Annotated in this window: 30 protein-coding genes and 2 pseudogenes; 8 read left to right on the top strand and 24 right to left on the bottom strand. The window is 61.4% G+C overall.

Annotated elements, in window-relative coordinates; translation table 11 throughout:
- Positions 1-606: 606 nt before the first annotated feature.
- The 5 genes from N5C25_RS02670 to N5C25_RS02650 form a co-directional block, all read right to left on the bottom strand.
- Positions 607-834, bottom strand: coding sequence for a hypothetical protein (locus tag N5C25_RS02670; RefSeq protein ID WP_279936341.1), 228 nt, complete (start codon positions 832-834; stop codon positions 607-609).
- 83 nt (positions 835-917) lie between these two features.
- Entirely contained in the window at positions 918-1,193 is a 276-nt protein-coding gene (locus tag N5C25_RS02665; protein ID WP_279936340.1) for a hypothetical protein, read from the bottom strand.
- Positions 1,194-1,246: 53 nt separating this feature from the next.
- Positions 1,247-1,474 carry a hypothetical protein gene (locus tag N5C25_RS02660; RefSeq protein ID WP_279936339.1) on the bottom strand — a complete coding sequence of 76 codons (228 nt, stop codon included), beginning with the start codon at positions 1,472-1,474 and terminating at the stop codon, positions 1,247-1,249.
- A gap of 1,395 nt (positions 1,475-2,869) precedes the next feature.
- Complete coding sequence (locus N5C25_RS02655; RefSeq protein WP_279936338.1) at positions 2,870-3,439, bottom strand: response regulator; 570 nt, start codon at positions 3,437-3,439, stop codon at positions 2,870-2,872.
- Positions 3,440-3,454: 15 nt separating this feature from the next.
- Entirely contained in the window at positions 3,455-4,390 is a 936-nt protein-coding gene (locus N5C25_RS02650) for a PAS domain-containing protein (protein WP_279936337.1), read from the bottom strand.
- 119 nt (positions 4,391-4,509) lie between these two features.
- On the opposite strand from N5C25_RS02650, the gene N5C25_RS02645 reads away from it, so the two are divergent.
- From N5C25_RS02645 to N5C25_RS02630, 4 genes are all read left to right on the top strand, one after another.
- Positions 4,510-5,034, top strand: a complete 525-nt coding sequence (locus tag N5C25_RS02645; protein ID WP_279936336.1) for an EAL domain-containing protein — start codon at positions 4,510-4,512, stop codon at positions 5,032-5,034.
- Between the two features lie 568 nt (positions 5,035-5,602).
- Positions 5,603-6,079: a chemotaxis protein CheW gene (locus tag N5C25_RS02640; RefSeq protein ID WP_279936335.1), complete on the top strand. Its 477-nt coding sequence runs from the start codon at positions 5,603-5,605 to the stop codon at positions 6,077-6,079.
- A 117-nt stretch (positions 6,080-6,196) separates the two neighbouring features.
- Positions 6,197-6,430 (top strand): hypothetical protein, encoded by a 234-nt coding sequence (locus N5C25_RS02635; RefSeq protein WP_125892000.1) that lies wholly within the window; start codon positions 6,197-6,199, stop codon positions 6,428-6,430.
- Positions 6,431-6,469: 39 nt separating this feature from the next.
- Positions 6,470-6,748, top strand: a complete 279-nt coding sequence (locus N5C25_RS02630) for a hypothetical protein (RefSeq protein ID WP_125892001.1) — start codon at positions 6,470-6,472, stop codon at positions 6,746-6,748.
- Between the two features lie 212 nt (positions 6,749-6,960).
- On the opposite strand, the pseudogene N5C25_RS02625 reads toward N5C25_RS02630, so the two are convergent.
- The 9 genes and pseudogenes from N5C25_RS02625 to N5C25_RS02585 form a co-directional block, all read right to left on the bottom strand.
- Positions 6,961-9,164 (bottom strand): annotated as a pseudogene (locus tag N5C25_RS02625) (methyl-accepting chemotaxis protein).
- Positions 9,164-9,505 (bottom strand): hypothetical protein, encoded by a 342-nt coding sequence (locus N5C25_RS02620; RefSeq protein ID WP_279936334.1) that lies wholly within the window; start codon positions 9,503-9,505, stop codon positions 9,164-9,166. Before N5C25_RS02620 ends, N5C25_RS02625 begins: the two are co-directional and overlap by 1 nt.
- A gap of 114 nt (positions 9,506-9,619) precedes the next feature.
- Complete coding sequence (locus N5C25_RS02615; RefSeq protein WP_251101718.1) at positions 9,620-10,003, bottom strand: hypothetical protein; 384 nt, start codon at positions 10,001-10,003, stop codon at positions 9,620-9,622.
- Between the two features lie 183 nt (positions 10,004-10,186).
- Positions 10,187-10,660: a BLUF domain-containing protein gene (locus N5C25_RS02610; protein ID WP_279936333.1), complete on the bottom strand. Its 474-nt coding sequence runs from the start codon at positions 10,658-10,660 to the stop codon at positions 10,187-10,189.
- Between the two features lie 61 nt (positions 10,661-10,721).
- Positions 10,722-10,997, bottom strand: a complete 276-nt coding sequence (locus N5C25_RS02605; protein WP_279936332.1) for a hypothetical protein — start codon at positions 10,995-10,997, stop codon at positions 10,722-10,724.
- 93 nt (positions 10,998-11,090) lie between these two features.
- On the bottom strand, positions 11,091-11,525 hold the full coding sequence (locus N5C25_RS02600) for a BLUF domain-containing protein (RefSeq protein ID WP_279936331.1): 435 nt from the start codon (positions 11,523-11,525) through the stop codon (positions 11,091-11,093).
- A gap of 1,012 nt (positions 11,526-12,537) precedes the next feature.
- Positions 12,538-12,741, bottom strand: coding sequence for a hypothetical protein (locus tag N5C25_RS02595; RefSeq protein ID WP_049430716.1), 204 nt, complete (start codon positions 12,739-12,741; stop codon positions 12,538-12,540).
- Positions 12,742-12,944: 203 nt separating this feature from the next.
- Positions 12,945-13,175, bottom strand: a pseudogene (locus N5C25_RS02590) (H-NS family nucleoid-associated regulatory protein); the annotation flags it as partial.
- Between the two features lie 313 nt (positions 13,176-13,488).
- Positions 13,489-14,166: a hypothetical protein gene (locus N5C25_RS02585; protein WP_279936330.1), complete on the bottom strand. Its 678-nt coding sequence runs from the start codon at positions 14,164-14,166 to the stop codon at positions 13,489-13,491.
- 297 nt (positions 14,167-14,463) lie between these two features.
- On the opposite strand from N5C25_RS02585, the gene N5C25_RS02580 reads away from it, so the two are divergent.
- A complete protein-coding gene (locus N5C25_RS02580) occupies positions 14,464-14,838 on the top strand; it encodes an HNH endonuclease (RefSeq protein ID WP_081352237.1) in 375 nt (124 codons plus the stop codon).
- Positions 14,839-15,114: 276 nt separating this feature from the next.
- On the opposite strand, the gene N5C25_RS02575 is transcribed toward N5C25_RS02580, so the two are convergent.
- Together N5C25_RS02575 and N5C25_RS02570 are read right to left on the bottom strand one after the other, a co-directional pair.
- Positions 15,115-15,729 carry a relaxase domain-containing protein gene (locus tag N5C25_RS02575; protein WP_279936329.1) on the bottom strand — a complete coding sequence of 205 codons (615 nt, stop codon included), beginning with the start codon at positions 15,727-15,729 and terminating at the stop codon, positions 15,115-15,117.
- A gap of 10 nt (positions 15,730-15,739) precedes the next feature.
- A complete protein-coding gene (locus N5C25_RS02570; RefSeq protein ID WP_279936328.1) occupies positions 15,740-16,465 on the bottom strand; it encodes an ankyrin repeat domain-containing protein in 726 nt (241 codons plus the stop codon).
- A gap of 156 nt (positions 16,466-16,621) precedes the next feature.
- Between N5C25_RS02570 and N5C25_RS02565 the strand changes: the two genes are divergently transcribed.
- Both N5C25_RS02565 and N5C25_RS02560 read left to right on the top strand, forming a co-directional pair.
- A complete protein-coding gene (locus tag N5C25_RS02565) occupies positions 16,622-16,924 on the top strand; it encodes an ankyrin repeat domain-containing protein (RefSeq protein ID WP_279936327.1) in 303 nt (100 codons plus the stop codon).
- Between the two features lie 4 nt (positions 16,925-16,928).
- Positions 16,929-17,501 (top strand): hypothetical protein, encoded by a 573-nt coding sequence (locus N5C25_RS02560; RefSeq protein ID WP_279936326.1) that lies wholly within the window; start codon positions 16,929-16,931, stop codon positions 17,499-17,501.
- A gap of 506 nt (positions 17,502-18,007) precedes the next feature.
- Here N5C25_RS02560 and N5C25_RS02555 read toward each other — a convergent pair.
- The 8 genes from N5C25_RS02555 to radC form a co-directional block, all read right to left on the bottom strand.
- Positions 18,008-18,766: an abortive infection family protein gene (locus N5C25_RS02555; RefSeq protein ID WP_279936325.1), complete on the bottom strand. Its 759-nt coding sequence runs from the start codon at positions 18,764-18,766 to the stop codon at positions 18,008-18,010.
- 86 nt (positions 18,767-18,852) lie between these two features.
- Positions 18,853-19,923, bottom strand: a complete 1,071-nt coding sequence (locus tag N5C25_RS02550) for a Shedu anti-phage system protein SduA domain-containing protein (protein WP_279936324.1) — start codon at positions 19,921-19,923, stop codon at positions 18,853-18,855.
- Positions 19,924-20,165: 242 nt separating this feature from the next.
- Positions 20,166-22,346 carry a fimbria/pilus outer membrane usher protein gene (locus tag N5C25_RS02545; RefSeq protein WP_279936323.1) on the bottom strand — a complete coding sequence of 727 codons (2,181 nt, stop codon included), beginning with the start codon at positions 22,344-22,346 and terminating at the stop codon, positions 20,166-20,168.
- 18 nt (positions 22,347-22,364) lie between these two features.
- Positions 22,365-23,024, bottom strand: coding sequence for a fimbria/pilus periplasmic chaperone (locus tag N5C25_RS02540; RefSeq protein WP_279936322.1), 660 nt, complete (start codon positions 23,022-23,024; stop codon positions 22,365-22,367).
- A 130-nt stretch (positions 23,025-23,154) separates the two neighbouring features.
- A complete protein-coding gene (locus N5C25_RS02535) occupies positions 23,155-23,655 on the bottom strand; it encodes a spore coat protein U domain-containing protein (RefSeq protein ID WP_279936321.1) in 501 nt (166 codons plus the stop codon).
- Between the two features lie 473 nt (positions 23,656-24,128).
- The gene (locus N5C25_RS02530; protein WP_279936320.1) at positions 24,129-24,563 is read right to left on the bottom strand and encodes a hypothetical protein; all 435 of its coding nucleotides are present in this window, start codon (positions 24,561-24,563) and stop codon (positions 24,129-24,131) included.
- A 13-nt stretch (positions 24,564-24,576) separates the two neighbouring features.
- Positions 24,577-24,873 (bottom strand): hypothetical protein, encoded by a 297-nt coding sequence (locus N5C25_RS02525; RefSeq protein ID WP_279936319.1) that lies wholly within the window; start codon positions 24,871-24,873, stop codon positions 24,577-24,579.
- A gap of 258 nt (positions 24,874-25,131) precedes the next feature.
- A complete protein-coding gene (radC, locus tag N5C25_RS02520; RefSeq protein ID WP_252744577.1) occupies positions 25,132-25,611 on the bottom strand; it encodes a DNA repair protein RadC in 480 nt (159 codons plus the stop codon).
- 270 nt (positions 25,612-25,881) lie between these two features.
- Between radC and N5C25_RS02515 the strand changes: the two genes are divergently transcribed.
- Positions 25,882-26,850 (top strand): hypothetical protein (locus N5C25_RS02515; protein WP_279936318.1); only part of this gene is annotated, 969 nt, incomplete at its 3' end.

Below are 26,850 nucleotides of genomic sequence, written 5' to 3'. Positions count from 1 at the left end.
ATGGCAATAGTGGGATTGGGCCGCACTTATGTGTCGAGCGAGCGAGAAGTGCGGAGGAGGCCGTAGCTGAATTATGCAGAATTCACCCTTTCTAGGGGGTCCGCTCAGGCCCCATTCATCTTGCCCGCCATTGGAATTTTTTTCATCGATAACGCTGAATTGGTGCTGCGGTCCGATGACACTCGCCAGGCGGTGGCACACGAGCGAGGTTCGAAGAGCTCTGTCAGCCAACCTATCACCCGCGCAGGGCGATCCCTGATCGAAAAGTGAACCGCTGCGTGCTGGCTTGGAGAGGCCGATTTACGGTGCAGTGAAGCTGAACGCTCGTCGGTTTCTTACGCTTGAGCTTTGGGCCAAACTGCTGCTGGGCCGCGACTGGGTTGCCAGCCAACGGAAGCGGTGCACGCGCGAGGGTTAGTACGCCAAACCCAGCGCGGTGCACCTGGCATCGGCCCACCTAATACCATGATCGTCGAGAACCATGTGCCCCCCGCAGCCAGGCTCAAATGCAGACTTTCTCCTTGGTTTGCGTCATGAACTGAGGTTCGTGGCTGAGCAAAGCGACGCTTTGCCCTGATCATTAGAGACTTCCCAGATCGAGAACGGTTACTTCGCCTTTGAGAGCATTGCCGCCAGCGGGCGACCGTCCGCCATTGGCCGCTCGCTGTCGCCGTTGAGGTATGCGGCTTGCAAGCGTCCTGCTGCCATCAAGTCCACTCGCCCCATGCCCGCAGGCTGATTCAAGGGCTCGCCTGGCGACGCCCGCCCCCCCACCAGCGCTTGAACCACGGCAGGGTGGCCGTCTTCGGACTTGGCATAAACGGTGGCGATCATGCGCTGATCGTGCGCCGACCAGCCGCCTAGGACCAACTCGGTGTGCATAGCGCTAAGGGAATTGCCAGCGGCTGCAGCCGCGCTCACGTAGCTTGTGGCCAGAGGCGATCAATCACGCCGCCGAGCTCGCGGGACAGCCGGTCCAGCGTGAAGCCCGCTCGAAAACTGGCCTGGAGGCAGAGGTCACAGATTGCGAGGAAAAACTGTGCCGAACCCCGCGCGGCCAAGACGGCATTGTGCTGAGGGAGCAGAAGCAACTTGGCGCCCTCTGAGTGCGCTCCGGTGTGAGCGTCTCGCGCCAGGATATCGACCACCACAGCCAAGTGACCGGCACTCAGCAATACGTCCAGAATGCTCATCTGCCATCCTTGGGATCGATACGGTGCATTGAAGCTTCCCGCGTTAGGTCAGCCTAAGGGATCCTAAGAATTTCAGAAGCGATCCGTTCCCCCGCTTCCAAGACTTGGAGGCACGAAGGCGCCTTGATTTCCAGACCCCAGCGCCCACCCACGCCGTTCACCTCGACACCGAGGAGGACCCAGCGGCTTTCGCTGAGCCGCCAGATCTCGCAGGTGTAAACGTGCTCTCCCACCGACAAGGTGACCCGTTCTAAATCTTTGCCCGGCTTGGAAGTACCCATGGCCCTCGAACCCTGACTGTTCAATAGCAGTGTGCACGCGAACGCCGCTGGCCTCAACTGATCGCCTTCCTGCGACGCGGGGAGTCACACTCAAGCGAAATGCCCCCCGATGGATCAGACCCAGTCCTCATTGGATGCCGGCGATGTGACCGTGACCTGCCCAACCTGGGGTGGCCGTCATGGCGTTGAAAGGGCGGGACATAGTGAGGGGGCCGCGCCCACCGCGTTCGGGGCATCTCCGGCCGACTCCACCGCTGAAATGGGCCCGATCTGCAGCAGAGCCAAGGCCGCCAAGCACGCCTGCCGACTGGCGAACGTCTCCCGGGGAGCCATCAAAACATGCCCGCGTGGCGCCACCAGCCGCCAGCGCCAACCTTCCGCCCCGGTGATCCGGGCCCAAAATCCCACCCGGTGGTATACCTCAACGTACATAGCTGCCTTGCGTGATCAATCTGCGATGCTAGCGCCATCGAACCGAGCTCGGCCTATCTTCCGGCCGGGCGTTTAACTCGTCTTTTGAACAACGCGCTCAGGCGTGCGTCGCTAGAGCCTGCTCCGGCCCCGGGACGCCCCGGCTCACAGGCTCATCCAGCAGGTTTGAGCCCCCAGGACGTCCGGGAAGAGACCGCAACAATTGACTCGCCCTGTGGACGCTTCCTCCCCTACCCCCCTCCGCACCCAGCACGTAGAGAACCCGCCCCTCAAACTGGGCGGATGCCAGCTCAAGCCCCTCCACGTCTGCCAACTTCTTCGTCAGAAGAGCTCGCCACGACGCGGGCGGTTCGGATTCAAATTCGACGATCACCGCGGTATCACCGCACTCCAGCGGCATGATTTCGACGCGAAGGGCGTGGGGCGACGCTGCCGGCAAATCGGGGGCGGATCGGGCCATAGTGGGAGTGTCCAGGCGGGAGGGGGTGGGGATTGAGTATCCAGCCCTCGCGGCAAAACCGCGTCAAGGCGCGACGGCGCCCTCGCCTTCCCGTGATTGCCGTCATCACAGGGATGCACCAGCGCTTTACTCCCAGTCCTGCATGATTCCTCGAATTTTTGATCAACCAGGTTTGCTATGACTGCCTCTCGTACCCTCGCATCCTTCTTGTAGAGCACGACGTCGCCATCCGCGAATCGATGCAGGACGTTCTCAAAGACAGCGGCTATGACATCACTGCGGTCGGAGACGCTGAAGCGGCTGTGGAGCGCTTGGCGCAGCAACCCGCCTTCGATCTCCTCATCTCCGACGTGGGCCTGCCGGGGATGAACGGGCACGATCTCGCCAAGCACGCCATGGCACGCCACCCTTCCGTGAGGGTCCTGCTGGTCACCGGTTACGCGGGCGTTTCCGGCGCAGACCCACACTTCCTCGAAAACGACGTTATGCTGCTCAAGAAGCTTTCACGCTGCTGGAGTTGCTGGGAACGGTTCGTTCGACGCTTTGACGGCTTCCAGCAACAACTCGGTCACTCTTCTTTCCAACTCCCCCGCGGCGAACGGCTTGGTGAGTATCTCCATGCCAGACTCAAGCTGGCCGGCTCCTACCGCGACGCTTGCTGCATAGCCGGTGATGAATAACACCGGCAGTGTCGGACGGCGCTGCCGGCCCGCGTCCGCCACCTGCCGCCCATTGAGCGAGCCCGTCAGGCCCACGTCCGTAATCAGCAAATCAAAGTGCTTTTCGCTGGCATGCACAGTGAGGGCGTCGCTGCCGTTTGCAGCCGCCTTCACGCGGTGGCCCAAACTGCTCAGCACCTCTTTCACCAGCGTGCGCATGGCGGTCTCGTCTTCTACCAGAAGGACCGAGCGACCAGGCGACGTGGCTGGGGGAAGCGCGGGCGTTTCCTGGATTCGGTCATCGGTATCAGCCGTGCTTTGCGGCAAATAAAGGTGCATCGTGGTTCCCACCCCAGGGATGGAGTCAACCGCCACCTGACCGCCGGATTGGCGCGTGAATACGTAGATCGGCAAGCCCCACCCCGTGCCCTACCCGATCGGCTTGGTCGTGAAGAAGGGCTCGAACACCTTTTCAACAACGCTGGCGTCCATGCCGGTTCCCGTGTCTCGGACCGACAAGCGAACATAGGGTCCAGGCGTCAGCACCAAACGCTCCGCCAGTCCGCCATCGACGTGTGAGAGCTCAGCCTCAATCGAGATGCGCCCTCCATCCGGCGTCGCATCGCGCTCGTTGATGCACAGGTTGAGAAGGGCGTTTTCCAGCTGCGGAGCATCCACCCGCACGACGTCCTCCACTTGATCCGACCGCGTCTCGATCTCAATGGAGGGCCCGATGGAGCGGGCCAGGATGTGGAGCGTCCTGTTCACCATGGCCGACACGTGGATGGCCGACGGTGCCAACGTCTGCCGGCGAAAGAACGCCAACAGTCGTTGGGTTAACGCTGCAGCTCGGTCGGCCCCCGTTCGAGCCATCTCCACGTAGCGACCCAGGTCCTCCAAACGGCCTTGGCCAACGCGCATCTCCAACAGCTCCAAGCCCATGGAGACCCCGGTGAGCATGTTGTTGAAGTCGTGGGCAATGCCGCTGGCCAGTTGGCCGGGGGACTCCATCTTCTGGCCCTGTCTCAGCCGTTCCTCCATCGCCATCAGTTCGTCAGTGCCGGCCTGCACCCGCTCTTCAAGCGTTGCGGTCAACTGCTGCAAACGCTCTTGAGCCACGCGGCGATCGGTGATGCCGGAGGCTGCACCGAACCATTCGCTGACGTTGCCTTCGCTGTCCATCAACGGGACTGCCCGCAACTGGATCCAGCGGACGGAGCCGTCTGGCAACAAGGCGCGGTGTTCTACCTCCAACGGCGACGCCAACTCCGGGGCATGAGCAATGGCCAATTCCACCGCGGGCCTGTCCTCGGGGTGGATCAGCTGTTGACGCCAGTTGCCCCCAGTGGCCTTGAGCTCGGTCATGTCCCCTTGGCGATAAATCTGCTCCTGCTGCCAATCGGGGGAGATTGAGTAACGCGACTGGGTGGCCGCGGCCACCAGTGCCCCCAGGGGCCGCTCGCTTGCGCCTAGGATTGGCACAATTGGCGCAATGGAAGCGTGCTCGCCTTGCGTTGAGCCTTTCCATCAACCTCTCCGCTCGGAATGTCGCGCGGCAAGGAATGGCCGATGAACTCGTGGCCAAAATCCACGCGCAGGGGTTGGATTGCCAGGACGTGGAGGTCGAGATCACCGAGGGAGAATGGCTGCGGGTCAACTCGCTGCCGGGCGAGCAACTCAAACGGATGGCCTCGTCAGGCATTCGGCTCGCGGTGGATGACTTCGGCAGTGGCTACAGCAATTTCGGATACCTAACCGAGTTGCCCATTCACACGCTCAAGCTCGACAAGTCGCTGATAGACGATATTTCCGAAGACCAACGCGCATTGCTCAAGGTCCAAGCGATCGTCGGTCTGGCCCATGATCTGCGCTACTCGACCGTCGCTGAAGGAGCCGAGACGAACGGTCAGGCCGCCAAGCTCCAAGGCCTTGGGTGTGACGAAATTCAAGGTTTCGCGCTTTCCAGACCCATCAGCGCCATTGAGTTGGCCGAGCTCCTTGCGCCCTGACCCGAGGGAGTTTGATACTCGGTCTTCCAGCCGACGAACCGTCCCGAATGGAAGCACGCGGAAGGATCCTGCAGCGTGCGTATCGCTTTCAGGAAGTCTGCGAGATCGCTGAGGCCGCTGACTGCCTCTGGCCTATTTCAGGACCCTACCCGTGGCTAATACCGGCTTTTTTTTGCTTCGCTTTGTCAATGGAGAACTGACCTCCGACGGCGCTCTGGCGCGTCTGCATGCTGTTGAGGCCACTTGTAGCAGCTGTGGTCTCACCTCGCTGCTAGCACCGGGCGAGGGCCTGACGGACTTGGAAGGCGCCGGTGTGATGGTGTGCCCACACTGCCAGAACCACCAAGCGGTGAGCCGGATGAGGTTGGAAGAGTTCATGAAGCGAATGGCCGGCACGAACGCTACAGCCACCGCTAACCCATCGTCTTCGGACGACGGGCAGGTCTTGTCAGAGTGAGGCCCTTGGCCTGCCAATCTGAACGCCTCGGATTTCCTAGGGCATGAATTGCCACGGTGGACACATTAAGGGCATGATGCGATCGCCCTTTGGTCTTTGCCCACAGACACCATGACCGTTCCCCTGCCTTATGATCCATTTCTGCAGGCCTCATCAGAGCCATTGCTGGAGCTGGTGATTGTACGTGTGGGCTGCGATTTGTTCGGTGTGGATGTCGAGTCGGCCGTGGAAATACGCGGACCAGAGACGCTGACCCGAACCCGGGACCGCCAGTTTGTAGTCTCGATCAGAGGGCAAGACGTCCCTGTGGTTGATCTGGGCTTGATCACCGGAGGCGATGCAGTCGGGACGGGTTGTCCAGCAATGCTGTTGGTTCAATCCGCGGTTCAGCTGTTCGCTCTTGCAGTGGACGAAGTCTTGGTCATCGAGAGCCTGTCTGCCTGGCGTGCCGAGCCTGCCGCTCACAGCGACCGATTCGCTGAGCTCTGCCCGCAGGGCGTGCAGCTGGAAAACGGCAAACGCGTCGCCGTCATTGACCTTGGTCGTGCCCTATCCATTCAGCAACGGCTGGAGATCGATTCAGGTTGATTGCCCAATGCTACACGGTGCTGCCGCTTTCAGTTGCAACCGATTCGTGCGCGTTCCAAGTTCCACGCTTTGCGGTAATCTCTGGCTGACAACGCGATTCCGTGCATGAGGCGCTCGATGGAGAAATTCGACGGAGCAACGTGGTTCCCACTGGACAGGTTTGAAGTCGGCATTGACGCCGAAACAGCAGTGGTTGCACTCGGGCTTTACCAAGTTCGCAACGCGGCCGGTGACTCGACCATGTGCGGCTCGACGATGACTCCGACGCAAGCGGAGCGAATTGGCAATGCCCTTTTGATCGCCGCCAACCGTGCTCGCCTGACGATCCCGGGCTCAAGCAGCAGCCACTGATCCTCTTCTGTGTTGATGTGCCTGCTCGCGGAGGGCTTGGTGAACGACGAGGTCAGGGACGCATTTTTGCGTCTTCAAGAAGCAATGAATCGCATGCATATACGTGTTGCGGCGCTGGAAGCGGCCACAGTGCTCCTGCTTCGCACGAACGCCGGCAACGCCAACGTCGCAGACGAGTTTGAGCGCAGCATTCGGCACTACCTCCAAGGGATGGACCAGCACCGGGACCATGTCTTCGCGTTCGAGGAGATCGTCGAGCCATGGCTGGGCATCCTGAGGGAACCATTGGCTGGCATTCCCCCGTCTCCGAGCCGCTGAACTGCCAAAGCGGAGCGGCCATCGGGCGGCCGTAACCTCGGCCAATGCCATTGCCGCCTCGCCGCCTCACGGCGCAAGGCGCCGAGCTTTCGGCGCGCTTGCGGGTCTGAGGCCGCCATCCAGGCGGCCTCACCCACGGTGACTTCAGCGGCAACTTCGGTCAACCATGCCCTCCGAGCGACCATGCGTTCGCACTGGCCTTGGAAGGGCGGTTAGAACTCCTGCCAGTGCGCTGCGTCCGCAGATACCTGCCGTGCGGGACGAGCTGGCAATGCCTTCGGCGGGGTTGGCTTGCCCGCGTAGGCGGTTTGAGAAAGGCGGGAGCCGTCCACAGCACTTGGCTTGGCCAAGCTTGCACTGGCCGTGGCTGGCGTCTTTCCCTGCGCGCGTTCATTCGCCTTGAAGACCGCGACGGCGGTTGCCAGCTGTACCGACTGGTCTTCCATGGATCGGGCAACGGCGGTCGCTTCTTCCACCAACGCGGCGTTCTGCTGGGTCGTTTCGTCCATCTGAGAAACAGCCTGGTTCACTTGCTCGATGCCCGACGCCTGCTCCTGAGAGGCGGCAGATATCTCACCAATGACGTTGGACACGCGCTCAACCGAGCTGACAATCTCAGACATCGTCTGGCCAGCCTGGTCAACCAGCGCCGATCCTTGAGCGACCTTGGCCACAGAGTCCTCGATTAGCCCTTGATCTCCTTGGCTGCAGAGGCAGAGCACTGTGCCAACGTGCGCACCTCGGAGGCCACCACGGCGAACCCTCGACCCTGGTCCCCGGCTCGAGCCGCCTCCACGGCCGCATTGAGTGCGAGGATGTTGGTCTGGAAAGCAATGCCATCGATCACGGAGATGATGTCCCCGATGCGGCGCGACGAGGCTTCGATACCCCCCCCCATCGTCTCCACTACTTTCCCGACCACTCCACCGCCCAGCCCGGCCACGCGCGAGGCCCCACTGGCCAACTCGCTGGCGTGCATGCTCGGCGTTTTGGCGCACGGTGGAGGTAAGCTCCTCCATGGACGCCGCCGTCTCTTCCAAGTTGGCCGCTTGTTGTTCGGTGCGTCGCGACAAGTCGCCATTGCCCGCGGCAATTTCCGTCGACGCGGTATTGATTGCCGTGGATGCCTGCTGGATGCGGGAGACGATATCGGTCAGCTGAGCCACGGTCGCGTTAGCGTCTTCGCTCATCGTCGCAAAGACGCCGCGGAAGTCGCTTTCCATGCGGTGGGTCAAGTCGCCAGAGGCAATGGCCTGAAGCAAGGTGGAGACGGCGCTGAGGCTGTGGTCAGCTGTCTCCATCAGACGGTTGAGGTCCGAAACCATCAATTCAAAGTCGTGCTGGAACGCAGACGTGTTACCGCGGGCGGAGAAGTCGCCGTCGGCAGCCGACACTGCCAACCGCTTGATCTCCGTGTTGATCGCCAGCAGACTTGCTTTGGCAGCGTCCATCGATTCGTGGAGCACGCCCGGGAGCCGGGCAGGCGTCGCGCGTCACGCCGCAGGTCACCGGCCGCATACTCGTTGAGCACTTGGATGGCATCCAGGATGGCCTCAAGGTGCTCGAACACCATTGTGTTCATGCCCTTGGCCAGCTCGCCGTAGACACCGGGCAGGTCCTCCGGAATCCGGTGCGAGATGTCTTCGGCCTCGTGAAGCTTGACCATGACCTTGGTGTCGTTCGAAAAACGCTCCAAGGTGGCAACCATTTGACGGAGGGAGAGCAGCATCTGGCCCGCCTCATCGCGGCTCTGGTAGTCGGTTCGCACGTTGAGGTCGCCATTGGCCACGCTGCGGATAGCGGGCAACGCCTCACCAATGGGCCGGGTGACCGAACGGCGGATCGCCCACCCCAGCACGCTTGCGACCAAGTACAGCACCGCCAAGAACAAGCCTGTGATCGACATGAGGTTGTTGAGGCTTGCTGCGTTGGTTGCGAGCTCAGCCTTCATGCCGCGAAGGTTGGCGTCGAACAGCGCCACGCGCTTTGCCCTGGATTCTGTCACCGAGATCGTCTGCGCGGCCTCGGCATCGCCAGCGAGGAGCGCAGCGTGAAGCTGATCGTGGATGACAAAGTAATCGCTCAACGCAGCGCTGACCGGCTTGAACAACGCGGCATCTTCGCCATCGGCGAAGGACCGCAGGTATTGCTTCACCAGCTCGTTGATCTTAGCCTTGCCCGCCACGATCCGCTGTTCGTATTGCTTGACGGCCTCAGCGGAAGTGGCTTCGCTGACCTGGGAGGTTTCGTAGATGGGGAGATCGCCGAACTGCGCACGCATCTCTCCGATGGCATAGCTGCCACGCGCCCAGACGGACTCAATCCTGGACAACTCCTGCTTCGAATGTGACGCACGGACAACAGTGAAGATGCCCAACGCCAAGGTCATGCTGGTCGTTATGGCGAATGCCAGCATCAGTTTTTTGGAGATGCTTTCGACGTGGCTTCGTCGGCGCACAGGAAGAACACGGCGTCGCCGTGGCTTGAAGCACTCAACGCGCTATGAATGGAGATAAGCGCGGCGAAAGGAGACCTGACGAAGGCCTCCTGGTAACTGTGGCCTTTGATCTCGCTCGCCGTGGCCAACAGCGCGCGCTTGGCCTGCTCCGCTCGATCAGAAAGCGGCCGATTGCTGGAGTCGGGAAATCCAATGGCGAACGACGTATTCAGGAGCCAGTCCTTGAACGCTGTCTGCAGGACAACGATCTGGTCGCCGTCTTGAAAGTGACGGTGCTGAACGACAGTGCTTCTGATCATGCAAGTAGCGCGCATTGATGGGCAGCAGCGACGTTCGCTTCCAGCGTATCCACTGTAAAGAGGAAGGCTTGCGGTCCAATGCACTCCAAAGGGCGGATGCATGTTGCAAGTCAGCTAGCGCACGTGCGCGCCTGCCGGTTCGCCTCTGCAATCTTTGCCAAGCGCCTCGATCCAGGAAGCGATCTGTTTGACGCCGTAGGGCTTGGACAAAACACCCCGATCCCGGTGCCGGCTGATCACATCGTTCGGATGAAGCGTGGAGGTAAAGAAGAAAGCGATGCCATCGCGCCGAAGTTCGTCTGCCAACTTGTATGCACTGCGCCGGGCGTCAGGGCTGGCGGGCACATCCAGAATGACGACGTCGACGTGCCCCGCTTGCGCTGCGCGCAAGGCTCCTGAGCTGAATTCCAAGCATTCGACGTCATAGCCGAGCTCTCTTAGTTCGACTCCAACCACCTCACAGATGGAGGTTTCAATGTCCACGAAGAGAACATTCATGTGGATTGCCGTTCCACAAGGTCGGGTCAAATTTTCCACACGGTCAGCAGCTGGTTCAAGCTAGTTGGGACGACTTCTGCTTTCGGCAGACGGAATCTGCTCAGCTTTGCCAACGCTTCATCGGGAGCGCGAGAGGAGCTCCCAGCATCCTTCCGCCGGGTGACAGACCAGTCGCCACGATGTTCATTTCGCCTCCCCTTCGCTGAGTGGTTTCGAGAGGGGCCCCACGTAGACGGAGGCAGACGGCCCTCCCGTGAAGCGCACAAGGAGATCCATCGCCGTAGCATTCATTGCTTCCGCATCGCCCCGCTGCGCGAAGCCGGCCCAGCCCGCCATCGCGATGCTCTGCAGCTGGCCCTCATTGGCCTCAAACAATCGCATTGGCCACCGCGGCAGCCGGCGTTGCGAGACACGCCCGCGTGCCAACTCGATGAAGTTCAGGTGGCTGCGCGCTTCGGATGCCCTGGCGTATGCAACGCGAAGGCCGTCCGGTGCGCCTTCCATGTAGGACAGGAAGCGGGCCCCGTCGTACAACGTCACCCCGGTCACGCCGGCCTGTCTGTTGAACCGCTCCGCGTCGGCTATCAACTCAACCAGCCGCCCAAGGCTAAGGTAGGGGCTCGCCTCACTCACAAAAACCACCGCACGGTTTGGCATGACACGCTCCTAAGATTGCTTCAGACCCAACAACCTGACGGGTCGGGAAGAGCAACAAGTGCTACACGGCAACCTTTGATTTTGCCTTCCAGGCGCCTGTTTCCAGATCCTTCCGCAGCACCCAGTCCTTCGCCGGAATCTTTGCCCCACGGGCGGTCAGGTAGTCCGGCATGAATAGCATGATCTCCCCCCCTTGAATCAGACAGCTGGTCGAGAGGACCACGCCGTCACTGAGCTCGACCAAGCAGGTGGTTCTCTCGCCCAGTTCAGCCAGCTCGCCTGTCAGGGACGCGGTGGCCCCTGGGTAGATGTGGCTGTGAGTAAATTCCAACCGCATGGCATGCCCCTGTCGAATGCCTCAAATTCATGACTCCCCTGCTTCCACTGTGCAACGTGAATCGGGCGGCCTACAGAGGAAATCCGTTACCCATCACTGCGGAACGTCATCGAGACGATTGCCGACCAATGCGGCAAGCCGCTCGATCCCCGTTTCTGGGATGAATTTCCCTCCGAAGCGTTGGGAGAAATTCACCCAGTTCGACCTCATCAGTGCTTTGAGCTCGGCTTCTGAAATCCGCAGGAAGAGCAATGCATGCGCAGGGAACCGCAACTGCTGGATGGAGCCCCGCGCCAGCTCAACGATTTCGGTATGCAGGGTGAAGGACTGGGTGTAAACGGAGCTCGCAGCCACCGCACTCGCTGTGCCTTCCAAATACGTTAAAAACCTGCTGCCGTCGAAGCATACAACTGCACGCGAGCCGCACTTGGCATTGAACTCTCGGCTTGCACGCATGACTTCGGGCAAGCGCTCCTCACCGATCTCTTCCACAGCCGCGCTTACGAACACCACCGCACACTTAGACATTACGGGCTACCTTTCACTCGGCACCAGTGCAAGCCGGCCAACGTGGATCAGCTGTGTACAAAACGCAGGCCAGCTTGAATTTCAGTTTTCAGTTGCGCTATTCCTGAACCTTTAAGAGTGCTCCATGGCTAGCCCCGTCCCCGACTCAAGTTGGCTGCAAGAGCGATGACCTCGCTAGGGATCACGGCCCCGAGGTGCGCGAGAACCGCGGCTTTCGTCACTCTTGTGGCTCCGTGGGCGGCGCGAACTGCGAGCTACGAACGATGGACAGGATCAGTATCCGACAGCGGCAGCGGTGAGAGCAACGCCTGCGCGCCGCCCGTCATTTCGGCCGTCCGGGTAGATGGGCTCACCGCACCACAAACGGCCGATCTGTAAGCGAAACAAACCGAGCGGGTTGTGTAGGGCTTAAATCCTTTGGCGGCCCGCCAGGCTCAGCCGAAGCGATCATTGCTCCGCCGATTCAGGCCCCCGGTGCACGCGAGACAGACGCCAGCCACCGTGCGACTTGAAATAGCCGGTGTCGCCCGTAAACGAATAGCGGACTCCGGCCCAAATCGATGTCGCTACGGAGCTGTGCCAATCGCGAGCCTTCCGGTAGGCGTAGTGAAACGAACGCATCATCTCGCTCTCCTACGGCGCAACCATTCCCGGCAGGACGGCGGCTTGAAGAGCGCGATCACAAGCTGGAGCAGCGCCAGACCAGTTGCGCAGGCCAAGATAACCATAGCAAGACGCAAAAGTAGTTCCATGATGGGATCCTACAGGCCCGCGGGTGGCAGCAAGTCAAGGCGCCCGGGCCATTGGCGCTCAGCAATCTCCTGTTCGCTTGGGGTGAAGATCGCCATAACCGCGTGACAGTGGCGTGAAAGTCGTGTGGCGATCGCAAGTAGCTGGCGCATAGCGAGCTGCCGTCCGGACGCAGGTTGGCCCCGTGTGCGCAGCCATGACCGCAGCCCCCAACAGGTGCACCTGGGTGCGCCCGTTGTCCTGCCACCCTTTGGGCAGCGATTCAATGGCCACCAAGGCTTCTTGCCCTGACAGGCATTGGATGCAGGTCAGGTAGGGCCATTAGGCACACTTCCTCGCGCAAGCGCCTGCCTGCGGGCTTCTCGTCCAATCGCCCCTCGGCACTGTCCAGCAGCACGTGGGCGGCCGCGATGGCGTTGCCTTGCGGCGAGAGCCGGCTCTTCTTCTTGGGGAACAGGCCGCGCATGATCAGGCCTTCTTGCTGGCCTTCTTGGCGACGGCTTTCTTCGCAAGTTTCTTGACGGCCTTCTGGACGGCCTTCTTCACCGTCTTGCCCGCCTTCTTGGCAACCTTGGCGTGTGCCTTCCTCACCGTGCCACCAGCCGAGGGCAACTTCGCACCGGGGTTGGCCTGAGCCCACGCCTTGCCCTGTGCGGACTTGCCCCATTGCGTGAAGACCTTGGGAGCCAAGCCGCGACCTGCCCAGGTCTCACCGGTTGAAAGGCGATACTTCGGCGCCACCTTCCCGGGCTTGCGCCCTTCGAGGGGACCCGCGGCAGCCTTGGTGGCACGCGCCGGCTTGGCGTCGATCGTTTCCCCGATGAGCTTGGCCACCTGCCGCCGCTGGGCCGGACTGAGGACCTTCGCATACTTCTGGAGGACCGCCAGGGCTTTGGGCACCTCACCGTCGCGCTTCTCGACCACCTTTTTCTAGGCTTCGAGCTGTTTGCTTTCGGCGTTGAGAGACTTCAGGGTGGTCAGGGCCAAGGGAGCGCCCCATTAGGGAATTCAAAGGTTATAGCCCATCGACCCTGGCATGGCCACTCGAACGGGCGCCGGGCAAGCCCTTCTCTGCAAATTAAACGCTGTGAGGGTTACAGCTCTCACAGTTGAAGCTTCCGTTGGCTGCTGCAAGAACGGCAACTCTTGCAGCAAGGATGCTCCTGGATCGAGAAAAGGTTCCGACCAATTATGCGCGCTGAAACACCCTACACTACGCCTTCCCCCCACCGTCAAAGGTCGGTGGGGCAGGCGCCGTTTCACCCAACACCTGAACCAAGCCCATGTCGCGCAGCATGGTGACGATCTCGAGTTTCTTCTCCGCAACCCACTGCGGCCGGGTAGCCATTTCTTCCTCTGGCACCCGCTTTCCGGCGAGTTCCACGGTTTCGAGAGAAGCATGGAGCGGCATGGACGCGCTGAATCCCAGCAGGTCCACCACCTCGTCAGGGGACGTGTCGATGACGCCGGAACGACGGATCAGGGACTGGTAGCCATGGTGGACGTAGCCGTGCATCGTCTTTTGAGACTGCTCCCAGGTATCCAACAAATCCGCGTAACGCTTTTCACCGGAACGCTGGATCACCCTGCGGATCATCTTCTCTGGGGTTGCAGTGTCATGGCCCTTCTGGAACCGCGCCAGCTCTTGGTCATCGGCCCATTGCAGCCACAGCCCGCGCACGAACGCCTCAAAGGCAGGCCGCATCAATGCCGTCGCAGAGCCCAACAACCCATGTTTGACCAGGAGCATGGCTGACGATTGGTGCTCGTGCACCACCGCGAAAGCCACGACCGCCATGTGGTCTGGCTCCGGCCCATGCAGGATCAATCCATAGAGTTGCTCCTCGTTCCAACGCCGCACGTGGTCGGCCCACTCCAGTGCCCGCTGCACGCGCGGCTCTTTCAACCAAACGGGCCATGCGTCCGGTGCTGCTCCGCCCTCAGGCATCGGTCTCCTCCCCGCTGGCCGGAACCGGACACAACGTTACCGAGGCGTCGAGCAGATCATTGGTTTGGTCAAAGGTGGTCATGGCCCATCTTGACACCCACTACCCTGGGGCGCGATAACTCCCTTGCCGCGAGGGGAAATACCCCCGGCGTATTGCCTGCTTAGCTCAAGGCAACAGGTTCCCGATTCGATCGCACTAGCGACGACGGGATGGTTTTTCCTGTCTTTTGAGATCTAAGCATGCCCAAACTCCAACGGTTGAGAACCGAGGCTTTCCTCGCCCAGAAGGGCCGGTGCTGCTATTGCAGCGTGCCGATGTGGAACGCCTCTCCCGATGAACTAAAGCCGTTCGGCCTGCGCGCCAAAACGGCCACGCCGCTCCGTTGCACCGCCGAGCACCTGGTCGCCCAGCAAGAGGGCGGCAAGGACGTGGCCGGCAACATCGCTGCCGCCTGCTGGCTCTGCAACACACGCCGGCACAAACGCAAATCGCCGCCCTCCCCCGAGGCCTACCATGCCTTCGTGCAGAAGCGCCTGGCGAAGGGGAAGTGGCACCCGCCGGTGGTGGCCAGACTACGTGTCAAAGCACCTGGAACGCCACCACCCGACGGATGAGTTCCGCCACGCTCACGTGCTGCCGCTGCGCCTCGCGGCGGACGCGGTCGGCCAGGTCTCGGGAAGCCCGGATAGGCGACAAGCGGTCGTCCCTGGGGCCGGCGACGGGAGAGCGCAGCAGCTGGGGGCGCGCCAGGTAGGCGGTGAGCCATTGGCGCACGGCTTCGCTCTCGCTCACCCCGGCTGCTCTAGCGCGTGCGGCCAATGCCTGGCGCAAGGTTGAAGAAAGGGACACTTTCGGCAGCACGGCCGTCAAGGGAGGCTTGGGCGTCAGCGTCACAGCCTCTGCCTCGGTCGGCCCACAGGGGCTGGGCGGAAGAAGCGCTCCAATCGTTTGGTCTCCAGCAACGCTTCCATGAAGGCACCCATGGCGTGGGTGTAAGCGTCCTCGCTGGCCGCCAACCGCAAGCTCAGCGCAAGCCGTTCCCACTTTCCGTTCGGTGCGCATGCGATGGCGAACAACCAGTGGTGCGTCCAGTCATCCTCCAACCGATCGGATGCAACGAAGAGCACCCGGTGATCACGCTGGAACGGCAGGGACGACAGCGCATGGTCAACCGCATGGCGGTGGGCAGCCTGTAGCCGTGCCCTCTCGACGCCGTCGGTATCCAACAACGCGGCGCACCCTTTTGGCAGGCGCAACGAAACGCGGTAGCCCGCCGCCCGGGCGTGGTGGCCCTCGCCTTCCCACAACCGCTGTTGCCCATCGAGCTCCTGGCCCATAGCAAAGCGCCGCATGGCGTCCTCGGTCACCGGCCCACCGGGCTTCAACTGGGTCAACCACGCACCCCCCCAGCGCAACGCGGCCAAGGGCGCGTCCAGCAGTTCTGCGAAGGAAAACCCATCGGCGAACACGTCCCCCCGGCAGAGGCAGGTGAGTTGCAGGTTCATGGGATCACCCTCATAGCCGTGCCCTACTATTAGGAACGGCTTTCGTTGCGCCAGGGAGAGTCGCATCCAAACGCAGGGCCTCTTGTTCCGTTTCCCATCTGCATAGGCGATCGCGTATTTCCGGACGTTGCTGTTCGAGCCACGCATCGGGACGTGGCTCTGCATTGACAAACTGCAACCAAGCCTTCGAACGCGGATTGGCCCCTGCCTGCAACAACAGGTCGAGCAGCTCCACGTTGCCCGCCAGATAGGCGAAATAGATAGGTGACCGCCTTATCTCGCCACAGTCGTAATCCGCGTCCGGATCTGCGCCAGCTTCGAGCAGCACGCGACAAACCTCGAGCCACCTTCGCCCATTTTCTTCCCATGGACTGTCCTGCATAACAGCAAAAATAAGTGGCGTTATTCCATCTTTTCGCTCCCGAGCGTTCACATCAGCGCCATCTGCAATCAACTGCTCAAGCTCCCTCAGCTGGAACCCTCCTTCGCGGTCGAATAGCTGAAAGATGGGTGGCATCCGGCGATGTCTCCTCCATTTACCCATGCGTTTCTCAATGACATAGCGGGGGATCAGGATTGGAGAGAGCAGCGTCAATACAAGGAACTCCACGCGAACCTTCCAGATCGGCTCTTGAAATAGATTTGGTGGGTCACGCAAATCCTTTAACCATCCCCGCACACCCTTTTTTATACTTGCCACGAAATTCATGTCAGCCCCCACGGAATACATTTGCATCCCTTCATATCCATGCAAGCAGAAAGGGACATCCTGTCCAGAGGGCTTTACTGACTAAAGCGAAAAAATGCTGGGGTTGTACGACAGTTTGCCAAACTGTCACCCTCCCGTTGCGCGTTTCCGCTACAGCGGAAAATCAGTGGGTCAGGAGGACGCATGGCCAACACCGACTTACTCGCTGCAATTCAACAGCGCAACCCCGCCCAGGTGGCCCTGGCGATCGGGCGCGGGGCCCAATCCAACGCGCACGACGTCCGTGGCTACTCGCCGTTCCACGTCGCCCTGCTGACCGCTGACGCACCAACGGTTCGGGCGTTGCTGGACAGCGGAGCTGATCGGTTGGTGAGCACGAAGTTGGCCCAGGCCCGGAACATGGGCGCCAAGACCTTGGTCGCGTATCGTCACGTGCAAGCGCGACCGCGGAAGGCTGCGTGGTGGCAGGAAGCTGGACTAAGATGAGTCCATGCCCGTATCACCCGACAATGCCTATCGGCTATTGAAAGCCTTCGGAATGCTTGAGTTCCAGCTTAAGCAGACCAGCGAATTCTTTCAGACCAAGACCCCAAAACCACCCATCTGGAAGGTGTTCAAAGTCGGCTCATTCGAGATCGAAGTGCGCCTCAGCGCCTTGCCAGCACCTGCCCCCGTTCCCGTGGTAGACGTGGACTGGAACAAGGTGGATCGAGCGGTGGCGCGCTTGGGGCAAGCATTCGTCGCACTCGTTCCCCTTCCCACTCAGAGAAAGCTGCTTGCTCCACCACGCAATCGGCCGAAAAGGGAGCGCATTGAGTTTAACCAGACGGGCCGACCACGGGCGACCTACCAGCCCGTCAACCTGCCCCATAACGACGCCGAAGCCTTGGTCGTTGCGATGCGACGCGTTAGAAACAACCTTTTCCATGGCGGCAAGGAAGATCCGCTGGAGGAAACGTATTTCGGAGAAGACAACGATTGGGCGGTGGCCGCCGCAGATGTTGCGGATGCTCTGTTGGATCTTCTCGACCGCCAGTTGCTCCGACCCGTTCAAGCGCCCTGACCCACTTCAGTCTTCCTTGGTCGGTGGGCAACGTGGGAACCGACTGCAGGAGTGGAACACCTCCTTTGTCGCACGATAGACGCGCTCCACCAGCACACCTTGACCAAACACCTGCAGGCTTAGCGGCCTCCCATCGCTGGCCTCCGGCGGCTTATCGTAGAGAGACTAGATGTAGAAGTTCAGGCATCAGGGAATAACCTCGACCGTTGGCAGTACCACCACTCTCGCCCTCGGCCTCGATAATGAGTTACTCCCTCACTCACGTCGACTTTCATCAAGGGAACCTGCTCGCTGGCATCGACTTGCGCGCTCAGGCGCTCATGGGGGTCATGGACCGGGCAAATGGGAAGTCTGCGCGGGGCCCCTAGGCATGGCCTCGGCTGCACGCCGGATGCGTGGGGGTGTTGCACTACCCCAACTGGGTCATGAACCAGAAAAATTCGTCTCCCGCCTATGCCACCCGGTGGAATCAGGCGGCGCGGGCACAATGGCAAGCGTGAAGGCAATTAAAACGGGATGTCAGTATCATCGGGAAGAACCGTTTCTTGCTGCCGCGCTAGCTTCCATCGTTCCTCACACGCCTTGATGAATCGCACAGTGCTGGCAACGTTGCTAGCGATCAGCAGCGCCTCGTCGTAGGCGAGCACTGGATTGTCGTGAGCCATCGTGTGATTGTTCCTAACGTAGTCGTATTGGCCGAATATCGAAGTCGCGCCATTTAGGATGTGCTCCGCCATCTTGGACTTGAGGAGACCTTCCTCCTTGACGCGCTTCACGTATCCACCCATCAGACCGCCCAACGGCACCGAACGGTCCCTAGGTATACCGTGCTCCTCGCAGAGCTTCCGAAGAAACTTGACGAGAAAGGTGTGTAACCGGTCCAAGCCTTGTTCAGGCTCGTTTCGCTCGAAACACTCCCTTGCGGCCTTGGCCACCTTTTGGAAGTCCTCCGAGTCGCCTTCGATAGCCTCTATATCCGCCACTGCCTTCGCTTGCGCCAGACGTGTCCCTACAGCTTCGCACTCCTTGAACAGAGCCTGCCGCTCTAAGGCGGGATGACCGACATCCCCACAATGCTCTAGCAACCCCAGAATTACCCGACCCACCACGAAATCATCTTCCTTGGTCCAGAAACAGCGCAGATGGTTGGCTTTCGACGAGCCATATTCGCTGTACTTCCCTCCGTAGATGTCCAGATAAACCACCTCTTCAAAGAACCGAGCAAATGTGCTGTTCGAAAAGTCGAGAACGTAACCACTGCTCATTCCGAACAAATCTTCAAGTTTTCGTTTTTCCCGGGGAGCTAACGTAGACATAGCGGCCAGACTATTGGTGTGAGGGGTGGGACTTCTTACCAAGGAATGTCGTCATCATCAGCTGATGTCTCAGCATCTTCATCCCCATCGCTAGGGCTCATCATCTCAATCAGGCGCTCTCCTTGAGCCAGCAGGTGATCGTAGGTCATCACGGATATCCCGTGCATGCGCTGATTGAGGCCGTGGAGCGCACGCTGTTGCTCATCGGACCACTCATTGGACCGCCCGATGACGATGGTGGCCCGCGGGTGGTAGGCGACTACTTCTTTGTGATCCAGCAAACCGTGCCTGGCTGCCTCATGAAGGAGGTCCAGGTAGCGATGACATTGCCCGATGGCACGGGATACGTCCGCTGAGAAGTAGTGGTTCTTGTGGGCTGCATCGTAGAGCAGCACATCCTTGTCCGGTCGCTTGAGCTCGACGATGTCCCGATAGCCGGCAATGACATTGGGCAACATCAGATCGAGATTGTCACCGGTGGTAATGCCTCTAACCTCATCCCGGACCACGTAGGCGCTGCCAAAGGCCCAGCAGTGCTTTTCGCACCAGGCCTGGTAAGTCTGTTCGACCGCCTCTCCCCGGGTGAGGTTGGAGCGCAGTTCGGCCACCGCTGATCGCATCTCGCTCAAGCGGATTGACCCACGCAGCGCCGTGCTTAGCTCATGCGTGAGTTCAGTGCTGGACAAATGACCCAGCAACTCTGACTGCGATAGAACCTTTGTCAGGGCACCCACCAGTTCTTGAGGATCATGGCCCGTCAGGTTGGCCTCGCCGTTGGCCACCCGAATCAAGATGAACTCCCCCGTTTCCGACTGAGCGGCAAGGGGCAGATGTGTCTGTAGGTATTTAAGGAGCTGGAGGGACGAAGTTTCCGACAACGTCAGGGTCTTGGTCTTGTCCTCGATAAAGGGCTGGCCTTTCGACTTCACGAAGCCTTCTAGCTTCAGCGAGAAAGTGGTTCGACCATCGCTATGGGGGATGAACCAAGCTAACGCTTGCAGCTTGCTCTTGCTGGTCTCGTTGAGAACCACGGGTGGTGCGTAGTCCACCTTGCCACTGCTGGCCGTCTTTCTGAGGACTTTCTGGACTTCCCTTGGCTTTTCCATGTCTGTTCCCCGTCTATGTCCCGATCGCCGCCTTCCGTTGCTCGGTGCCGCTATTTCCCGCCTCTTGCTTTAACAGAGCCATCCGGTGGATTCCGCAGCCCTTGCCCTTGGTCGCCCGGAGATCGTCCACGATCCACTTATCCGCCCTGTATCCGTCCCAAGTATCGTTCACCCCCATGGTAGAGGGCCACTTCCGCAGCACCTGCTGCATAGCAACACTTTTTTTCCAAAGGCTCTCCCCATCAGCGGCAAGCCACCTCGGCCACCGTTTGCGCAGCCCCAAGGTCCGCAGGCAGCTGGGCCTTGCAGACCCCTTCCACCTCCACCGTCTGGCCGGGGCGCGGCTGCTCCAGGTAGAGCACACCGTCGTAGCCCACCTGGGTAGTCTCGGTCGCGGTCTTGGCCACCGTGCCTGCTTCGATGGCCGGGCCCGTGAGGCGGAAGGTGCGTGCGGTCTCGGTCAGGACCGGGAAGGTAAGGTGCATGCCGGCCTGGCGGCCCGCGGTGGCGGTTTGCTCGATCTCGGCCAACTGGGTGCCCAGTGGCAGCGCCCGATCGTCTACGCGAACCTCCGTGGGCACCATCGGGGTCACCTCGCCCACCACCAAGCGGCCCTGGGCGTTGGTCTTCCCCACCAAGCGGCCACCCACCCTCACCGGCACCCCGGCTTGGCCGGGCACGTCCACCACGGCGAAGGATTCGGCCGGACCCAGGAATGTCACGCCCTGGCGTTCCAGGTGGACGGCACCGGTCATCGAACCGGAAGTCCAGGTGCCGTTGGGCCCGTGCTCGGCGTTGATCTGGACCCACCCTGCCCGGGTGGTCCAGTTGGCGTTGGCCCGGGCCGTCTGGCCGGCCGCTCCTTCGTCCACCGAAGCGGACAAGCCGACAGGGGTTCCCAACACCGTGGGACGGGCGCGCCCTTGGACGGCCCAGGCGGTGGCATCGGGGGCTTGCCGGGCCCTAACGCTCACGCCCTTGCCCCGGCCGAAATCGTAGCTGTAGCCCACCTCCACCCGGGTTTCCTTGCGCTCCAGATCCCGCAAGGCGGAGACGGCCACGGTGTGCCCGTTGCCACGCCAGGTCAGTCCGGCGTCGGCATAAGCGGTGCGAAAGCGTGGCGTGCGCACGTCCGAATAACTGGCCCGAAGGGACCACTGGGGCGTGGGCCGCCAGAACACCGAGCCCCGGGTGCGCTGCTCCACCTCCACGGCACCGTGGGCGCGCAGGCGCCAGTAGTCCTGTTGGCGCTCGTGCTCCAGGCGCACGCCAAACCTCGGGCCGCGGTAGTCGTAGGCCACGGCCTGGCGTTGGCCGCCTTGGGTGGACATGCCCACTTCCAGATCCAGCGTGCCGTAGGTGCCAAGCACCGTGGTGGCCCCCACCGCCACGTTGGCCTTCCCGCCCGATGAGGTTTGGGCGGTGCCGCGCAGGGTCCACCGGTCGTTGAGGCCCCACGCCAGCGACCCGGTCGCGCCCAATGTCCCGTAATCGCTCTCTCCTTGGCGCACCCGGCCAGCGGCGACTTCCCACGTGGTGAGCCCTTTGCGGAGCAGCGTGGGGGCGACGTAGAAGCGCTGATCGCTCACCACCGTTTCGCGGCGGTAAGAGTCCCGCACCACCACTTGGGTTTGCTGTGCACCGGTCCCCACGGCGCTGCCATCGGCGGTGAACGGGCCATTCCCCACCCGGCCTTGCAGCACGCGGGCGCGGTTGGCCAAGACCTCGACCGTGGCCGGATCGAGCGCCACGCCGCCGAGCATCGGGACCGGATACGTGGGCGTCAACGGGTCCAACGCCCGCGGGTCCTTGGCCACGCGCACCCCTCCCAGGTTGACCGGCGAGGACGACGGACCAGCGAACACATCGCCGGCTTGGTAGGTCACCAAGCGGTTGGGATCGTCTTTCTGCCAGCGCGTCACGCCGCGAACGTAGCCGGTGCCGGCCGTGTCGGTGTTGACCTGTCCGCTGGTGCTGACAACGCCCCAACGCCCCGCCTTGCGGACCTCGTGGCCCAGCGAGAACGCCTGCTGTTGCTCGGACACCATGCCTGCCACGCTGTAGTTCACCAGCACCCCGGGAGCGGGCGGCGCGATGGGGCCGCGCTCGGCGCGGTCACGGGCCACGCGTTGAGCTTTGAGCCGGTCGGCTGGCAGGTCCAAGGCGACCGTGGCGGTGGCCTCGTCCACGGCAAAGCCCACGCCCAGCGCCTGCGCGCTCACCGGCTCCGTTTGACCGGCGGGAAGTTGGAGCCCGACCTCGCGCCAGGTGACCGGGTCGGCGAACCATTGGCCGTCTTGCTGCCAGAACGTGAGTGGATCCGCCTTGGCCTTGCCGCCGATGACCGGCACCAGGAACGCTGGCGCCACGCCATCGGGCACCGCTGCGCTGGCCGACGATGCAGCCAGCAACAACAACGCCAAGGCGTGGCCACGCATCGATCACCGCCCCACAGGGACGGTGACGGGCTGGCCGTTGACGGTGATTGAAAGGTTTTCAGCGCGCTGCCCCGGCTGGGTCTCGTAGGTCATCGAGGCCCCCGGCAGGGTCCAACCCAACGCACCCTCACGCCACGGCTTGCCACCAGCCGGGCCGATGGACGACACGCGGGCGGCGGTCTGGCCGTGGTTGGTCAGGCGGTAGCCCTTGGCCACCGCTTGGACGGTCACCTGGGGGATGGGTGCGTTGGTGGCTTCAAAGGCCACGGGCAAGTCCTGGTTGACCAGCAACTGGACGCCCTGGGCGTTGGGGTCTTTGAGCTGCATCAGCAGCACGCGGTAGTAGCGCCGCTCGCCCAGCGCGCCCACCCGCATCAACCGGGCGGTGCGCTTGGATTGGGGCGGGACGTCCACGAAGGTAGGCGCCCCCACGATCTCAGTGGTGGGTGAAAACACGTTCTGCCCCGTGGCCTGATTCCACCCCACGGCTTTCACCTGGTAACGCACCGAGGTGTCCCCGCTGTTGTGCAGCGTCACGGCAACGTGCTTGGCCGAGGTATCGGCCATCAGGGTGGTGGGGCCAACGGAGATGGAACCGGCGGACGCCGAAAAGGACAGCAAGGACGCGGCGGCCACGGCCAAAAAACGTTGAGAATGGGTCATGGGGTCTCCTTTGGGGGTGTCTCCATTCAAGCTAGATCGGAATACCATTCCGTCAACCCATACCTACTCATCTTTGCGGCAACAAAAAGCCCCCGGGGCAAGCTGGGGGCGTCGGGACAACCGATGGGAATCAGTTGTAAATAGCGGTGACGGTGACCGTGTCGGTGTAGTTGCCGCCCACGGCCTGCTTGAGGGCCAGGAAGCGCACCGCGTAGTTGTAACTTTGGACGGTGCCGTCGCCAACGCCGGTGAACGCGTCGGTGTCATCCCCCCAGACTTGGCTTCCCTGCGGGTCCTTGAAGAAGCCGTAGGGGATGTAAGCCCCGGCGCCGTTGGTCACAGCCCGGTAGGTCTCATACCCGGAAAGCAGGCCGAAGTTCTGCCCCTGGCCCGGCGAAATGGAGTAAGTCGTGCCCGCATTGCACACGATGCTCAGCCCGGAGGTGCGGGCGGCAGCTTCAGAGATGCCCGACCAGTCCATGCCTTCGATGGAGGTCACGGACAGCTGGCAGGTGTTGGTCAAGGTGCCCTGAATCGTCAGGTCCGCGGTGGTGTCGGCGGCGAACGCGGGCAGTGCCAGCGAAGCCAGGGCGATGGGCAGAAGGACGCGAAGGAAGGTCTTGCGTGTCATGGGTATCGTCTCCTTGAGAGGGATTGAGTGGGGATGAGTAGCCCCAGAAAGGGCCATTCCCTTACCGATACCTCGAATCTGAAAACGCGCAAGGGGGTCCATTGCTATCTAGCCGCCTTTGCCTCGTTAGTCTTCGGTGATAGAAGGACTTTTATCTGACGCGCCTCGCTCATCTAGGAATGCCCTCCACTCGTCGGTCTTGACGACTTTCGCTACCGCCTCTTTAGTAGCGGCTTCCCAGTCGACTCCAGACCCAATACGAAAGGGCCTCATAAATGAGCGTATCCAAGAATGACCGGCTGAAAACTCCCCATCCTTTTGTTGAACGTTGTGAAAATTTTTCATGGCTTGCCTCCTCTTAATTAACCAGCGGACCGCGCCGGATACCGGTTCGGGTGGACTGTCCCCGAACTGGGCTGGGTAGATCTGGATGCGCACTAAAGTGGGCCATGTAGGGCCCATTGAGCCAGCGGTCAGAGCCTGGGGCGTTTGCCACCGGCCGCTGACTTTTTCCATAACCCATCCAGCTCACGCGCACGGTGCTGAGCCATTGCCTCCTGAATCAGGCGCTGAAGGACGAACGCAAACGCGTCAGTCACAAAAACGCCCACGCCGATCCCGCAATCATCCGGCAAGCTGGAAATCTGTTTTATCGATGGCTGGTAAATGACCTCGTCGAGCTCAGGGGGCAACGGGTCCACGAACGTGCCAATGAACGCGCATACCTCGGTTTCGGCTGCCTTGCAGCGGTCGGCGTCAGTGAGCAGCGCCCGCAAGTCGGCAAGCGTGGGAAGCCACACCGTATTGAAGAGCGGGCCACCCACCGAGGGACTGACGAAATGGATGCCGTGAAGCACGGATGCCCTCTCACTCTTTCCGAGCTCTCCGTCTCCCCAATAACCGTTCATCCGAGGAGCCACGTCACCCATCATTAGCCAGTTCTGCGCGCCGCCCCTGCTCTTCTCGCCAGCACTTGAGCAGGTGTTTGTAACCGGGCTTGGCTTGAGAGACGTAGAAGGATCGGCCGTTAACGTAGACCTTCCCGCCGTTGTGGAGTTCGACGGCATGAACCGCACTCCAAGTGGTCGCCCAGCCCAGGCTGTCCTCTTCTTCAAAGCTCACGGGCTCCAAGGAGACCGCTGCATAATCTTCAATCAAGCCGGGATTCAATCCCAACGCGATCATCTTGGTTTCGTTGGTTGTGACGGTTGCGCTCATTTGACACCTCTTGTCTTGGTCGGCGGCATTGCCTATCCCTGAATTCAAGGTAGATCACCCTGAAAATTTGTCCACGGCCTTAGTGGACAAAATCTTGACTAAAAGCAAAAACTGCGGAGCTAAGGCCGCAGTTTTTCCTAACATCACTTATCGCGCCGAAGGCGTTGGTGCTTTCCCTCCATGCAGATGCGTTTCAGATGCCGGCGCGCAGCGGCCGGCGGCGACTTCCGGCACAGGCTTCTTCTCCCACGGGGGTGGTCACACCCACCCCCGTGAAGCCATCGACACGTGCGAGGTGCCCGCGATCACCAGGTGATCCAGCACTCGGATGTTGAGAAGTGCAAGGGCCTGCTTGAGGCGGTCGGTGATGGCGAGGTCGGCCGCGCTGGGCTCGGGGTTTCCGCTGGGGTGGTTGTGAAAGAAAATGACCGCGGCGGCGTTGTGGTCCAGTGCCTTCTTGGCGACGATGCGGGGATGGACTTCGCACCCGTCGATGGTGCCTTGAAAGAGGTGCTCGGTGGCCAGGATGCGGTGGCGGGTGTCCAGGAACACCGTGCCAAACACTTCGTGATCCAGGTGCGCACAGCGGGCAGTGAGGTAGTCGCTGGCGCTGTTGGGGTCGGTGATGGCCCCTTGGCGTTGCAGGCGGCGCTCCAGAATGTGCGAAGCGGCCAGGAGGATGCCCTCTTCGTCCATGGCCAGCTGGTATTGGGCCCGAATGTCGTTGGCTCGCTTCATTTGCTTTCTCCACCGGCGCGGGATGCGCCTCGTGGGGACCGGCGGGCGAAGCGTTGGACGAATCCGCACCCGGGAGTGAGCAACGCCAGGAGCGCATCGAAGGGCCGGAACAGCGTGGAGGAGGCCTGTCCTAGCGGCTGCGTCAGCGGAGCCAGGATTCCCAGTGAAAGAGGCCACCGCCCGGATGGGGAATTCAATCGAAGGATTGAAGAACGGGCTTGAAGGCTTGAGGATGAGGTATCTGGCCCCGCAAACCGTCACGAGACCCCGATGGACTACCCTGACCTTGCCCCACTGGAGGAAATCTCCGGTCCGTTCGCCCTTCTTTCGAAGGGCCCAAAATTCATCGCCGCCTGGCTTGCCAAGCGCACTGAGGAGCGCTATCGGGAGTTCACCCGTGCCGCGCTTGAGGGTCAGGTGTTCCCCGAGAACGCGGAGGCCATGACCTCGGAAGATTTTCTGGCCATGCTGCGGGCATTGGAGATGGACATCGAGGCCGAGAAGGCCACCGTCTATGGCCGCCTTGCCTGTTCAATCGCTACCGGCAAAACCGCAGGCCATCTCAAGCGCCACTTCATCAAGGCGCTGAGCGACTTGTCGTTTGGCCAGGTCGATCTACTGCGGCGCGCCTTGATCGCCGAGCGCCACCAAATCTTTCCAGGGAGAGGCGGCGGAAATTTGAACCCTAAGGAATTCTTAGGACTGCACGGGAAACCTGGATTCAATAGGCAAACCTTTGAGCGATGGGCCCTCATTGATGAAAAGGGACTGAGCCTGATGGGCCGGAAGTTCGTAGAAGCGTGCTTCGCCGGCGGAGAGCTAGAGCCCTCTGCGGTAGGGTTTCAAGAATGGGCGAAGGGCCAAATCCACATCGTCTGCAATGAAATGGATACACCAGCCTGCTATGACTTTCTGTTAAAGCTCGACGAGGTGGGCCACGCGAGAGCAATTCATGTGCACCATGGCGCCGCCGTTCGTGGGCGTTCCAACCGTCTGCTGACACCCGGGCCCGTCATGGTGATTCTGCTCACCGACAACCCTCAGCTTTTCGCAGACGAGTGGACCACGGTGGAAGACACCATCCGAGGGCGAGCTCTGACGGTGGTGGCCACGACCGATCCGAACGCGCCGGTGCCCGCCGCCATGGAGGCCTTGGAACGCATAGATGCATCACCGGGCCGGGCTGCAGAAGCCGTGACAGCGATACTGGAGCGCTTTGAAGCAAAAGGGTTGCGGGGC

The sequence above is a fragment of the Stenotrophomonas sp. GD03958 genome (genome assembly GCF_029839005.1).
GTDB lineage: Bacteria > Pseudomonadota > Gammaproteobacteria > Xanthomonadales > Xanthomonadaceae > Stenotrophomonas > Stenotrophomonas hibiscicola.
This window is presented reverse-complemented; position numbering and strand designations above follow the sequence as displayed.

Bases quoted from the DNA above. Each gene is read 5' to 3' on its own strand.
- N5C25_RS02670 (WP_279936341.1), bottom strand. From the start codon at position 834: ATGATCGCCACCGTTTATGCCAAGTCCGAAGACGGCCACCCTGCCGTG.
- N5C25_RS02665 (WP_279936340.1), bottom strand. From the start codon at position 1,193: ATGAGCATTCTGGACGTATTGCTGAGTGCCGGTCACTTGGCTGTGGTG.
- N5C25_RS02660 (WP_279936339.1), bottom strand. From the start codon at position 1,474: ATGGGTACTTCCAAGCCGGGCAAAGATTTAGAACGGGTCACCTTGTCG.
- N5C25_RS02650 (WP_279936337.1), bottom strand. From the start codon at position 4,390: ATGACCGAGCTCAAGGCCACTGGGGGCAACTGGCGTCAACAGCTGATC.
- N5C25_RS02640 (WP_279936335.1), top strand. From the start codon at position 5,603: ATGACCGTTCCCCTGCCTTATGATCCATTTCTGCAGGCCTCATCAGAG.
- N5C25_RS02635 (WP_125892000.1), top strand. From the start codon at position 6,197: ATGGAGAAATTCGACGGAGCAACGTGGTTCCCACTGGACAGGTTTGAA.
- N5C25_RS02620 (WP_279936334.1), bottom strand. From the start codon at position 9,505: ATGATCAGAAGCACTGTCGTTCAGCACCGTCACTTTCAAGACGGCGAC.
- N5C25_RS02615 (WP_251101718.1), bottom strand. From the start codon at position 10,003: ATGAATGTTCTCTTCGTGGACATTGAAACCTCCATCTGTGAGGTGGTT.
- N5C25_RS02610 (WP_279936333.1), bottom strand. From the start codon at position 10,660: ATGCCAAACCGTGCGGTGGTTTTTGTGAGTGAGGCGAGCCCCTACCTT.
- N5C25_RS02605 (WP_279936332.1), bottom strand. From the start codon at position 10,997: ATGCGGTTGGAATTTACTCACAGCCACATCTACCCAGGGGCCACCGCG.
- N5C25_RS02600 (WP_279936331.1), bottom strand. From the start codon at position 11,525: ATGTCTAAGTGTGCGGTGGTGTTCGTAAGCGCGGCTGTGGAAGAGATC.
- N5C25_RS02595 (WP_049430716.1), bottom strand. From the start codon at position 12,741: ATGCGCGGCCTGTTCCCCAAGAAGAAGAGCCGGCTCTCGCCGCAAGGC.
- N5C25_RS02580 (WP_081352237.1), top strand. From the start codon at position 14,464: ATGCCCAAACTCCAACGGTTGAGAACCGAGGCTTTCCTCGCCCAGAAG.
- N5C25_RS02575 (WP_279936329.1), bottom strand. From the start codon at position 15,729: ATGAACCTGCAACTCACCTGCCTCTGCCGGGGGGACGTGTTCGCCGAT.
- N5C25_RS02570 (WP_279936328.1), bottom strand. From the start codon at position 16,465: ATGCAAATGTATTCCGTGGGGGCTGACATGAATTTCGTGGCAAGTATA.
- N5C25_RS02565 (WP_279936327.1), top strand. From the start codon at position 16,622: ATGGCCAACACCGACTTACTCGCTGCAATTCAACAGCGCAACCCCGCC.
- N5C25_RS02560 (WP_279936326.1), top strand. From the start codon at position 16,929: ATGCCCGTATCACCCGACAATGCCTATCGGCTATTGAAAGCCTTCGGA.
- N5C25_RS02555 (WP_279936325.1), bottom strand. From the start codon at position 18,766: ATGAGCAGTGGTTACGTTCTCGACTTTTCGAACAGCACATTTGCTCGG.
- N5C25_RS02550 (WP_279936324.1), bottom strand. From the start codon at position 19,923: ATGGAAAAGCCAAGGGAAGTCCAGAAAGTCCTCAGAAAGACGGCCAGC.
- N5C25_RS02540 (WP_279936322.1), bottom strand. From the start codon at position 23,024: ATGACCCATTCTCAACGTTTTTTGGCCGTGGCCGCCGCGTCCTTGCTG.
- N5C25_RS02535 (WP_279936321.1), bottom strand. From the start codon at position 23,655: ATGACACGCAAGACCTTCCTTCGCGTCCTTCTGCCCATCGCCCTGGCT.
- N5C25_RS02530 (WP_279936320.1), bottom strand. From the start codon at position 24,563: ATGAACGGTTATTGGGGAGACGGAGAGCTCGGAAAGAGTGAGAGGGCA.
- N5C25_RS02525 (WP_279936319.1), bottom strand. From the start codon at position 24,873: ATGAGCGCAACCGTCACAACCAACGAAACCAAGATGATCGCGTTGGGA.
- radC (WP_252744577.1), bottom strand. From the start codon at position 25,611: ATGAAGCGAGCCAACGACATTCGGGCCCAATACCAGCTGGCCATGGAC.